The 12,557-nt window shown below is 43.9% G+C and carries 8 protein-coding genes; 7 read left to right on the plus strand and 1 reads right to left on the minus strand.

From position 1 onward, the window contains the following. Positions 1–23: 23 nt before the first annotated feature. From FYJ34_RS08445 to pepT, 6 genes are all read left to right on the plus strand, one after another. Positions 24–2,246 carry an ATP-binding cassette domain-containing protein gene (locus FYJ34_RS08445; protein ID WP_154477815.1) on the plus strand — a complete coding sequence of 741 codons (2,223 nt, stop codon included), beginning with the start codon at positions 24–26 and terminating at the stop codon, positions 2,244–2,246. Next, positions 2,231–2,803 (plus strand): MptD family putative ECF transporter S component, encoded by a 573-nt coding sequence (locus FYJ34_RS08450; protein ID WP_154477817.1) that lies wholly within the window; start codon positions 2,231–2,233, stop codon positions 2,801–2,803. The genes FYJ34_RS08445 and FYJ34_RS08450 overlap by 16 nt, the downstream gene beginning before the upstream one ends. Before the next feature lie 2 nt (positions 2,804–2,805). Beyond that, the gene (locus FYJ34_RS08455; protein WP_154477819.1) at positions 2,806–3,519 is read left to right on the plus strand and encodes an ABC transporter ATP-binding protein; all 714 of its coding nucleotides are present in this window, start codon (positions 2,806–2,808) and stop codon (positions 3,517–3,519) included. Position 3,520: 1 nt separating this feature from the next. Continuing rightward, complete coding sequence (locus FYJ34_RS08460) at positions 3,521–4,288, plus strand: hypothetical protein (RefSeq protein ID WP_154477821.1); 768 nt, start codon at positions 3,521–3,523, stop codon at positions 4,286–4,288. After that, on the plus strand, positions 4,272–5,195 hold the full coding sequence (locus FYJ34_RS08465) for an ABC transporter permease (protein WP_154477823.1): 924 nt from the start codon (positions 4,272–4,274) through the stop codon (positions 5,193–5,195). Before FYJ34_RS08460 ends, FYJ34_RS08465 begins: the two co-directional genes overlap by 17 nt. 378 nt (positions 5,196–5,573) lie before the next feature. Continuing rightward, positions 5,574–6,800 (plus strand): peptidase T, encoded by a 1,227-nt coding sequence (pepT, locus tag FYJ34_RS08470; protein WP_154477825.1) that lies wholly within the window; start codon positions 5,574–5,576, stop codon positions 6,798–6,800. A gap of 111 nt (positions 6,801–6,911) precedes the next feature. Here the strand turns inward: pepT and FYJ34_RS08475 are convergent, their stop codons facing one another. Further along, entirely contained in the window at positions 6,912–8,330 is a 1,419-nt protein-coding gene (locus tag FYJ34_RS08475; RefSeq protein ID WP_154477827.1) for an MATE family efflux transporter, read from the minus strand. A gap of 347 nt (positions 8,331–8,677) precedes the next feature. On the opposite strand from FYJ34_RS08475, the gene FYJ34_RS08480 reads away from it, so the two are divergent. Further along, positions 8,678–12,424: an InlB B-repeat-containing protein gene (locus FYJ34_RS08480; protein ID WP_154477829.1), complete on the plus strand. Its 3,747-nt coding sequence runs from the start codon at positions 8,678–8,680 to the stop codon at positions 12,422–12,424. Positions 12,425–12,557 lie beyond the last annotated feature (133 nt).

The raw sequence follows: 12,557 nt of genomic DNA on the forward strand, positions 1-12,557 counted from the left end.
TGAGAGGAAGTCAATGAACTAAAATGTATTTTAATTCATTGACTTTGCTTCCGGACGGTGCTATAATCAGTCCAATGAATGAAATAGATAAAATATTCACTGAAGAAAGAGGTGGAAACGTGATTGAGTTCAGGGATTTCTGTTTCACTTATGAGGGAGAAATAAATCCGGCTTTGAAAGAGATAAATTTACAGATAACAACGGGTGAGTGCGTTGTCCTTACAGGGCTGAGTGGATGTGGGAAAACTACATTGCTGAGAGTTATAAATGGACTTTGTCCCAGTGTATTTCAGGGGGTAGCTACGGGTAGTTTTCAAACAGATTTTTATGATTATAAAAACAGTTTTGCTGGACTCAATTCAAAATACGTCGGCAGTATTCTGCAAAATCCTAAAAGTGGATTTTTATTTTCCAATGCGGACGATGAGTGCAAGTATTCTTCAAAATGTATTGGCAATAGGAAAGAAGAAATAGAAGATAAATTTTCTTGTCTAAAAGATCAGTATCAGGAGTTACTGCTGCATAAAAATATTTTGAATTTATCAAGTGGAGAAGCCCAGACGCTCAGCGTGTTAAGCTCCTATATGAAAACCCCCAAAATAGTTATTATGGATGAGCCTACAGCTAATTTGGATATGAACGAGATAGAGGAGTTAAAAAAACATATTTATGAACTTAAGAAAAGAAGAGTAACAATAGTGATTGCGGAACATAGGGTCGGTTATCTAAAAGATATCTGCGATAAGGTTTATGTGATGCAGGATGGAGCGTTGATAAAAGGGGATGGATTTGAAGTTAGAAGTGAAAATATATTTTTCTCAAATAATCAAGAGGATTTTGACAGAAAATCAAGAAGAACATTGGAAATTTTAAATCTTAGTTACGATATCAAAGATAAAACAATATTAAATCATATATCTTTATCAATCAAATCAAATAAGGTAACGGCGATTATCGGCAGGAATGGTTCGGGGAAAAGTACATTAGGCAAATTGATTGCAGGACTTCTTGAGAACAGAAAAGCGGTTTTTGCCTTTGACAACAGCATTCTTTCAAAAAAAGAAAGAATAGATCATTCATATTTTTGTATGCAAGATAGCTATCATCAGATGGTTACGGCTTCGGTAAAAGATGAGATTCTTCTTCAAAATAATAAATTAAGCGATTTGGAAATTCATAATCTTCTTAAAATGGTGGATATGGATGGATTAGAAGATCGGCATCCGTCTAAACTTTCAGGAGGACAAGCGTTAAGACTGGCGGTGCTTTTAGCATATACAAGTAATGATAAGATTGTGATCCTGGATGAACCTACCAGCGGGTTAGACTTTAAAAGAATGAATTGTATCTGTGCATTGATAAGAAAAATGAGGGAGGAAGGAAGATTTGTACTTTTGATTTCTCATGATTTGGAACTTCTGTCAAAAGTTGCGGATGAATATATTCTTTTAGAGGATGGAAAAGCAACTGTACATAGAAAACTCAGCAATCAAAATGATTTTAGTGAGATGATATGTAAGCTTCAATCTGTGAGGAAGGCGAAACTCAAAGGCTCTGCAGAAAACAAAAAAGCAGGATATTCAAAGGTGAATCCTATTGTGAATTTGATTGTGTTTTTTACGGCTGCGAATGCTGTATTTTTCTATCCGTCAAAACAAAATTCAATATATTTCATGGGAATAGTAGCGACAGTATGTTTGTTTAATAAAAATTATATGCTTTCAATAAAAATGGCAGTTACTTATTTTGTGTTAAGCAAACTGAGGATGGTTTGCCCTTTATATTATCAGGCTTTTATTGAGATTTTTATCATAAGAGGCATGATGTGCGGGTATGCATTAAAAAATGTAACAGGCAATACAAAACTTATAACAATCATAGAAGCATTAGAGAAGGCCAATATAACAGACTATATTCTCATACCGCTTATTTCATTTATAAGATTATTTCCGGCGCTGCGATACGACTTTTCCATATCTTATATGAGTCTTAAAACCAGAAAGCTAATTAAAAATAAAAATCCGGTAGTGATCTGGAGATTTATCATTGTCCCTGTTGTTTTCAGCTTAATAAGAAGTGCAGAAAATTTATCACTGGGAATTGAAACAAAGGGGATGGTCATAGGTAAAAAAAGAACAGTATTGACAGAAGCCAGTTTCAAGATCACCGATTATATGTTGTGTGTACTATATATATCGGTTTACACATTTTTAATGACAGGAGGAATAAAATGGATAACAAATTAAGAGTGAAAGATTTAGTGTTAGTAGCAGCTTTTTCAGTATTAGGAATTCTATTTATGTACTTGATACCAATGCCTTTCTTGTTTACACCATATACCATTCTGATTTCACCAATTGTACAAAGCTTATTTTTAGCATTGCCATTTGTATTGACAGGAGCTAAAGTTCAAAAGAAATGGGCCATGTTAATTTACTGTGTAATATGGGGGATAGGTGGAATTATGCCCTATTACATTGGGATGATGGTTGCTGCAGGAATCATTGCCGAGTTGCTGGTATCAAAATCAAAAAACAGATTTAAAGGTCTTAGTCTGTCCTTTGTTTTAGCTATGCTCTTCCATTATGTAGGTGGCACTGTAATTCCTTATATGATTACGAGAGAACAGCAATTAGACATGGTAAAGCAAATGTACGGACAGGGCTATGCAATGAAAATGCAAGAGCTCAGGACAATTCCCATGATGGCTGTAATTGCAGTAGCTATCATTGTTGTTTCGGTTATAGGAACTCACATTTCTAAAAAATTCTGCAAAAAACATTTTTCGATAGAAAAGGTATAGATATGATGGAGCTAAAACATGTAACAAAGAAATATAAAAAGTCTCTTGCTCTTATAGATTTTTCATATCATTTTGAAAATGGAAATGCTTATGGGATATTGGGGGTGAATGGTGCAGGTAAAAGTACACTGATGAATTGCATCATCCAAAACGTATCCTTTGACGGAGAACTTAATTATACGGATTTAAGCATTTGGGATATTGGCTATGTTCCGCAGGAGCTGGCTATATACCCGGAACTTTCCGTAATGGATAATATGCTGTTTTTTGCATCTGTGTATAAAGTAGACAAAGGAGAAGCAAGAGAAAGAAGCGTTGCACTAATTGAAAAAGCAGGACTGAAGGAGAAGATATCGACGAAGGCAAGTAAGTTGTCTGGTGGAATGAAAAGAAAGCTGAATCTGATAACCGGACTGGTCCACGATCCTAAACTCCTGATTTGTGATGAAGTTTGTGTCGGAATTGATCCGATTTCCAGAAAGGAAATATTGGAATATCTTAAAGAACTGAAAAATGGCGGCTTAAATATCATCTATACCTCTCACTATTTAGATGAGGTTGAATATCTGTGCGACAGAATCGTGTTTTTAGATAAAGGGAAGCTTGTATTGGAAGGAGCAACAAAGAAGCTTATCGGAGAAATGTCCGATGCAGAAAATAAGGAAGCAGATCTGTCAGATGTTTTTGTAAAGGTCTTGCGTAAAGACGGTGAATGATATGCTGAAAAAGGAAATAAAAGGAATTATCAAAAACCCGATCTATTTCGTCATCATGTTCTTGCCGCTGCTTCTTACTTTTATTATGAGTGAAGGTACCAAAGGGTATTTATCACAGCAGGCTCAAAACACCATGGCGGTAAATACCGCAAAAAAAATCATCATGTATGACGGGATGTTGTTGAATTCAAAAATCCAGTTTGGAGTAAGCGAACTTGGTTTTATGCTGATGATGTATGCTGTTTTAGCAGGGCTGAGTATTTTTGAGGAAAGAAGGCTTCATGTGTGGGACAGGGTAGTGGGGAAAGGGAAGTTTGTTTTGATAAAATTTTTTACACATTATGTTTTTTCACTTATTATGATTGCACTGAATGCAACTGGATATGGGATATTATTTGGCATCAGCTTTTCAGTAAAGTCCGCATGTGTCTTTTTCAGTATTCCCGTCATCAGTATTATTTTAGGCTTGTCTGTAGGGCTTTTAGTCTCTAATAGAGCAATGCTTTCCAATACTGTCTTGATGATTGTAATGATGATGGGCTATTTCGGAGGAGCATTGAGTTTGACTTCTGTTTTGTCAAATACGAAATGTATGAATGTACTTATGTACATATCCCCTTTGACAATGGCAAACAGGTTGATATTCAAAGATTTAATCCATGTAAATTGGGGAAATGATCTGTGGATATGGATTTCAATGCTTCTTATACCTATGTCAATATTGATTTCCATAATGGGAAGGAGAGTGAAGAATGGGGCAAGCATTTAAATTTACTCTTAGAATCCTCAAGAATACCAAAGGCTTTATTTCTTCTATGGTAATCATGCCTGTTATTATGATTGTGCTTGTCAGTATGACGCTTGCCTATTCCGATGTTCCCGTTGTGGGATATATCGGAGAAAAGGCGCCAAATATAGCAAATGTTAAAATGATGAAGTTGGAAGCCGACGAAAGGGACTATTTTCTCGGACTTTCGCAAGGAACAGTGGTTGTAAAGACGGACAAAGAGGGAAATATCCTGCAATATTACAGCAGTATTTCTCATAATCCGTTAATATCAATGATTGAAAATAGTAATCCGATGGGTGAGGCTTTTGACGAAAGACCGAAACTCAGTTATTCTGTAGGAATTATATTCTTTAAATTATTAACGGCGGCAGGCCTGCTCGCTACGGTTTTGATTAGTGAAAAAAGAAATGGAATTATTTTAAGAGTCAGAAATTCCAAGATAAAACTCGGCTCCTATATCCTAGGCAAAAGTCTGGCAATCCTATTTGTCTACGGGATTGCAAGTTTACTGATTCTGCTGTTCTACAAATTTGCGGGATTTGATTTGGGAAAATCTGATATTTTTCAGCTTGGTATTTTGTTTATCGTCACCTTGTTCCTTTCGACAGGACTGTACATTTTTTTATCAGCTCTAATGAAGAATGAGGGATATATCTGGATTGTGTCAACAGGAATTATCTTTCCATTGGGGTTGTTTTCCGGGATGTTATTTCCGATGGAACATATGGCGAATTGGATGAAGCTCGTTGCGCAGATATCGCCACTCTATTATTTGCAAAGCTCAGTTATTAGCGGAAGAATCGAGGTGATTCCGATGCTGGCAATGTCAGTTGTTTCGTTGGCACTTGCAGTATGCGGGATGAGATTAATAAGCAAGCAAGAATAGAACAGTCCTTATACAAGGGGCTCCCATTGGATTTGCTTACACATAGAAATATCGCTTTACCGAAACCAACAAAATAAAATCATATAAATATCAGTTTTTCATGCAAGAGGACATGGCACGCCAGAGTGTAGATGTCCTCTTTTTTACTCTTGGAAAATAGAAACAGAGAAATCGTATAGAAAAATTTGACGAGGATCTTATAGTCAGGCCAGTTGTTACATGGGAAGAAGTATGGAGCCTTGCGGGATTTTTCGGGAACATGTTACTTTGCATCCAACTGGAGACTGAGGAAAAAGCAGAAAGAAAAAATCCTGCAGTTTCTGGAGAAACCCCGGAAGAAGTGCTATAATGAGAGAAATAGCACAAGGAGGTTTGGCAATGGAAAAATTAGTAGAACGGTTTTTGTCGTACATTGCAATGGATACCATGTCAGATGGAAGAAGTGATACGGTTCCCAGTACGGCAAAGCAGCTGAAGCTGGCAGAACGTTTAAGAGATGAGCTTTTAGAACTGGGGCTGGAGGCAACGATGGATCAGTACGGCTATGTGTACGGAAGCCTTGCCGGGAATGTGGACCGAGAGGTGCCGGTCATAGGCTTTATTTCCCATATGGACACCAGCCCTGCTCTGGGGGGAGAGTGCAAAAATCCCAGGATCCTGTCCTATGAGGGAGGGGATGTTCGCCTGAATGATAAGATCGTCATGACGGAAGAAGAGTTTCCGGCTTTGAAAGCGCTGCACGGAAAGACGCTGATCACCACAGACGGAACGACGCTGCTGGGAGGAGACGACAAGGCGGGGATCGCAGAGATCATGGATGCATTGGAGTACCTGGTGGCACATCCGGAGATCAAACACGGAAAGATCGCGGTGGGATTTACGCCGGACGAAGAGATCGGAGCAGGAGCGGATCATTTTGATGTGGAAGCTTTTGGGGCAAAGTTTGCCTACACACTGGATGGAGGGGAAGAAGGAGAGTTTGAATACGAGAACTTCAACGCCGCGTCTGCACTGATAAAAATTCAGGGAAAAAGCGTACATCCCGGGTCGGCTAAAAATATGATGATCAATTCCATGTATGTGGGGATGGAACTGGAGCAAATGCTGCCAAAGGCGCAGCGCCCGGAGCATACGGAAGGATATGAGGGATTCTTTATGCTGAATGAGATTCGGGGCACCATTGACTATACGGAGATGGATTATCTGGTCCGGGATCATGATCGGGAGAAGTTCGAAAAGAAAAAAGAGCTGATGAGAGATACAGTGGACTATATGAACAAAAAGTACGGCGGCATCCTGGAGCTGGATATGAAGGATTCCTACTACAATATGCGGGAAATGGTAGAGCCGCACAAAGAAATTGTAGAACTGGCTCTGGATTCCATGAAGCAGCTGGGAATCACACCTTTGGTGAAGCCGATCCGGGGAGGGACAGACGGATCCAGACTTTCCTACATGGGGCTGCCCTGTCCGAATCTTTTCGTAGGAGACTATCATCCTCACGGAAGATTTGAACTGGTAGCCATAGAGGAAATGCGGAACGCCTCCGCACTGATCGTAGAGATCGCCCGCCGATTCTGCGCGCAGACCACAGGAGAAGTGTAAACAGAAGCTTCTGTTCTGACGCAGACACCTGTATGAGACGTGATCGATACGGGGAAGAAGAAAAGAGGGATGCGGAAACGGTCGTCATGGCATAGAACCCTGTATCGGGCGTCAGCTTCTGGGAGAGAAAAAGACCCGGGGACGAAAGCGCTTCAGATAAAAAACAGCAAGCAGTGCGCAGATGCCTTTTACAATGCTGCTAAGGGTAATGATCCACCAGATCCCCCGGACACCAAGAAAGGAAGACAGCAGATAGGCACCGGGGATCCGAAGAGAAGTAAAGACGATCCCGATCGCAGAGGGAATGCGGGTATTTCCCAGACCGCCAAACAGACCGGCAGTAGTGATCTCTATACACATGAAGATCTGAGAATAGCTTAATATTTTTAAATACAAGGCGCCCGCCTCTACAGTAAAGGGTTCTGTGGGGAAAAAGAGTGCAAAGATCTCCGATCCAAAAAGGAAAAAGAGAAGCGATGCAAACAGTCCTACAGAAGCAGACAGGAGGAGGGCGCTTTTGTATGCCGCGCGGATCCGGTCCGGCTTTCCGGCGCCAAAGTTCTGTCCGACGAAGGCGGTCAGGGCAGAGGAAAATCCGACGGCGGTCTGCCAGGAGATGGCTTCTGCCTGGGCGCCTACCCGGTAAGCGGCTACTTCCTGGTTGCCAAAAGATGTCACAAGGCGGGAAAGGACAATGGAAAACAGGGCAAACAAAGCTTCCTGGATTCCGTAGGGAAGCCCGATGCGGACGATCTCCTTTGCCTTGGAGAGATCAATGGGGGCTTGCCAGTGAAGCCTGACCGGAAGTTCCCTGGAGCGAAACATGATGAGAAAAAACAGAATCGTCATAAGACACTGAGACAGGGCAGTGGCAAGAGCGGCGCCAAATACCCCCAGAGCAGGGAAGGGACCGGGACCAAAGATGAGGAGAAGATTCAGTGCCAGATTTGCCGAAAGAGCGGTTGCGTTGATCAAAAAAGGTAGCCTGCTGTTGCCCATTGCCTGGTAAACGGAAGAAAACACGGGATTGATAAGAAAAAAGGGCATGGCAATGCTGATGGTGGTCAAATAGGTAATACCGGAAGATATGACAGAAGGATCACGAAATCCATAAAAGTGAATCAGCGGGTGCCGGAAAACCAAAAGAATCAGACCTAGAAGAAGCCCCATGGAACACGCAAGAAAAAGACCGGTTTGAATAAAAGAAGCGGCCTCTTCGTACTGTTTTTCGCCCATGGCGTGGGCGGTTTTGATCTGTGCTCCGATCCGGGGGATGGAGGCAAGGGACAGAGCCAGCCAAATATAAAATCCTCCGGTTCCGGCGGCGGCCACAGCCTCGCTTCCCAGCTGACTGACACACCACATATCTACCAGACTGTGCAGCATCATCACCAGAGAAGTTCCCAGGATCGGAGCAGTCAGCCGAAGAAGAGACCGGGTGATAGGGCCGGAGGATAGATCGTATTTTCGGGAAAGAGGGGAAGCTGTCCTCTCTTTTGTTTCGCGGGAATCACTGTGTACGGAATGCATAATTTTTCAAACAACCTCTCTCTTGATTTTGTATCGGACAGATGCGCCGCCTCCTAAAACATCGAATCCGAGTCCGACAGATAAGGAAGCGTACCGTTTGCCTTATTGTACCACGAAGGAAAAGGGAAGGAAACCAAAGGATATGGGAAAAGCGGGAAATTTCCCGGACAATGGGAACGCTGCATGAGGAAAAAAACGCATATTTTTCAGACAATATGTATCAGAAAAATAAAAAATAGGATAGGATGGCTTGAATTCGGAAAAGTAAAGTAGTAGACTAAACTCGTGTGAGAATGCTCTGACGGGAAACATATCCAAATAGAAGGATAAAAGGAAGGAGAAGAGGAATGGAGAAACTTGGAAAGAAGCTGCTGTGGGCGCTGCTGTTTGCATGGCTGCTGGGATGGTCATCGCAAGGTGCGCTGCAGGTGCAGGCAGAGGACGCGACGATCTACCTGGATGCTGCGGCAGGAGACGATACGCGGGATGGGCTGACACCGGAAACGGCGGTAAAGACATTTGCGAAGGCGGTCAGCCTGATGCCGGAGAATGGTACGATCCAGGTGAAAAGCTTTGACAAAGCCGCAGGAATCGTATTTAACAAGCCGGGAACGCTGGTGATCGCAGAAGACCTCGCCATGCAGGGGAGCGGAGTCGGCATTACACTGAAAAAGGGAACACATCTGAAAGTGGCAGATGGTAAAACACTGACCATGAGCGGATATGGAAAGGCTGTCGTGGTAGAAAAGGATGCACAGATCAACGACGGAACATATAAGTTTACGTTTCCGACCAACGGATTTGCCTTTGTAATAAGCGGAGGTCAGATAAAAGGAAGCGCGCCGGGAAAGGTGAACATGGACATTACTAACGGATATTTTCAGTCCAACAGTGCAGACAGCGTATTTGAGAATCTGACGCTGAACCAGAGATATGAGGGAGATAAATGGCAGTTGTATGAGTGGAACGGATTCCGGGCAGTGAACTCCACGTTGAAGCTCTATCATCTTCCGGTTTACTTTAAAGGACCGGTAACTCTGGATGGTTCCACCCTGTCCATAGACGGAGCAGGCGTCAGCTACCAGACAGGACTGAACCTGGACAATGCGTGGACAGTGGGACAGTACCATATTACCAATCACTCTCTGCTGGAAGTGAAGAACTTCAGCAGTCACTGGCGAGGCAAGGGAATCACCCTGGGATACGGGATAAAGATGCTGGTAGACAACGATTCTACCGTAAGAGTGACCAACAACAGAAACGGTGGACTGAATGTAAACGAGGGACAGGTCACCTTTGACGGAGCCACCCTGGAAGGGGCAAATCACAGCGGTTCTCATTTTGGGGTACAGAACAAGGCGGGGAATAAGATTACTTTCCTGGGAAATTCCAGAGTAGAAACGCCGGCACAAGCGTCTGTGGACAATGGTCTTTCCGACAGTAAGCGGGACTACGTGGTACTGGGAGGCTCCCATTTGGTAAAATATGACGACAAATATCAGTCGGGAAAGGCTATTCCCGTCAATGGAGAGGAACATGGAAATGAAAGACTGTCCCTGTTTACGTTAAGTGACAGCAGTGTGTCTCAGTTGAATGTCCTGGATCAAAACGGGGCGGCCTACACCTATCTGGTAGCCAATCCTTCCAGTGATCAAAAGAAGCATGTATGGGTGCCGGCAGCAAAGGTCACTTTTCAGGTAAATGAGGTCAGCGCAGTGTTTCCGGACGGCTCTGCAGCCGACAAGGAAGTGCTTGGCATGCGGGGAATGAAGCTTTCCGATGCCAAAGAGGCAAACGGAGCAGAGGTGGTGATTCCGGGAGAGCCGACGGCTGCGTCCGGCAAGACCTTTGCGGGTTGGTTTTATAAGGACGGAGAGGAAGAAAAGCAGTACGATCCGCAGGCAGTACTGACAAAAGATCTGGTGGTGTATGCAAAGTGGACGGGAGAAGCGGTCAATAAGCTGGTGGCATACGAGATCAATAATGGAAGCGGAGCAAAGCCTACGATCATAGCCGGAGAAGTCAAAGAGGATACCATTCAGATCGTGTCCCTGGCAGAAGTACAGAAAGTCAATCCTGCCTTTGAAACGGTAGGAAAAAACTTTACCTACTGGTCCACGGACAAAGAAGGAAAAGAGAAGGTAGAAGCAGGTGACTTTGTTCCTCTGAACGGGAAAGATGCTGTTACGATATATGCTAACTGGGAGCCGAAAAAATATACGGTACGATTTTCTGCAAATGGTGGAAAATTCAGCGCGGACAGTCCGTTTAAGGCGGAAGCCACGAAGGATAAATTTACGATAGAAACAGATGCCACAGGCGGCGAGGTGGCCGTCGCAAAAGAAAAGGCAGAGCACGGGACTACTTTGCGGAAATTTACGTCAGCCATTCAGGTAAACGGAATCAACGAACCCAACAAGACAATGGCAGGACGGGACTACCACAGTATTTACTATGTGGATGGTTGGTTCGGAGATTCCTATTACTGGTACAGCGATCCGGATCAAAATAAGACGGCAAGTGCCTCGGCGTCCATTACAGAGGATATGACTTATTATATCAAGTGGAAGCCGGATGCCGGAGTGGAGGAGATCCGAGAAGAAGTGGGGATTCAGGGAGATATCTGGGGAAGGTCCGGTGAGACCAGCTCTCAAAAAGAATTCCATGTTGCGGGGGAGACCATCTCCTTTACGGGAGCGGTCAAAACAGCTGAGATAAAGGAGAAGATGAAGGGCATAGAAGCCCTGTATCCGACGGATAAGACGATCGATCTGAGTGAACTGCGTTCCTCCTTTACGGCAACCCTGACTGTACCGGAAGGAGTCCGTATGCCGGAAACAGCGAAAGCCAAAGCTGCAGGAATGAATGGAGCCTTTGAAGTCACGGGAACAAAGATACAGGACAGAACGATCGTGGTGGACTTTGCACTGAAAGCGGAGAAGATCAAGACGTATGCGGATCTGAAGCAGGCGATTTCCGGAACAGATGAGTATCTGACGGTGACGGTAGACGGGTTTGAGCTTGCACCGGAGATTGTGGACAGGAAGATGCTGACGGTGACCGGAACGGTAACGGGAACTTTCCACTCTATTGCCGCTGTGACGCTGGAGGATTCTACGAAGAGTGTGAAAATATTTGATTTTGGATTTGAAGCGACGCAGGAGCCTTCCGGCAAAGATGAAGTGGCCCAGGACGATGCTACGATCCAGTTTACGGTGGAGGGAAGAGTCCCACAGGAGGAAACGCTTCTGGGGGATATTCTGATCGGAGACGATACAGAGCACGACAAATTGCATGAAGTGAAAAAAGACGAGGAAGTAGACTATACGGGAAGGCTGAACATTACGGATATCCAGGATAAGATCAATCTGCTGGCAGCTGCCTACGGAGGCGATCTGGAGGCAATCCGGGTAGAAGGCTTAGATTCTTCCTTTACGGCTGTCTTTACGCTTCCGGATACACTGGATCTTCAGAAAGACTCCAAGGTCACATTTACGGAAAATGACCTGTTTGAAGTAAAGCCGGAAAATATCATCAGGGAGGATCACGCGGTTACGGTCAAGATGACTTTGAAAAAACAGTACAGTAAGTTTGTGGATCTTCAGAAAGACGTCAACAGTATATCGGAATATCTGAATCTGACGATCAGCAAGGTGAAGGTACGGGAAACGGTAAAAGCGGAGGAGAAGCTGACGGTAACCGGTCAGGTAGACGGAAGCTTCCGCAGCGTGGCTGTCTCCGCCGGGGGCAAAAGAGAATTCTATTACTACCATTGGACGGCAAAGCAGGATCCGGCAGGAAGGGATGTAGACCAGGCAGAAGGAGATATGGATACCATTCAATATACGGTGGTCGTAAAAAAGGAGGACACTTCCATAGATCCCAGTGGACCGAACACCCCGGAAAAGCCGCAGAATCCGAAGAAACCGGCTTCTTCAGATAAGACGAAAGAAGCAGGAAAACGAGGGAAGAAAGCACCTAAGACGGCAGATGCCAGGGATGGCAGAGGCTATATGGCTGTGATGCTGTTGGCAGGAGGCATTCTCGTGATGAACAGGGAGAGACGCAGGAGGAGAAGCGAGCAGTCAAGATAGCTGAAAAAGAACCTCGAAAGATAAAAAGAAGAACCTACCCTGATGGGAAACACAGGAAGACTGTGCAGGACTGTCAGGGTAGGTTTTTGTAAAAAAGGATTGTCATGTTCCCCAAAACCACCTATACTGAAAA

The sequence above is a fragment of the Suipraeoptans intestinalis genome, assembly GCF_009696485.1.
Lineage (GTDB): Bacteria > Bacillota > Clostridia > Lachnospirales > Lachnospiraceae > Suipraeoptans > Suipraeoptans intestinalis.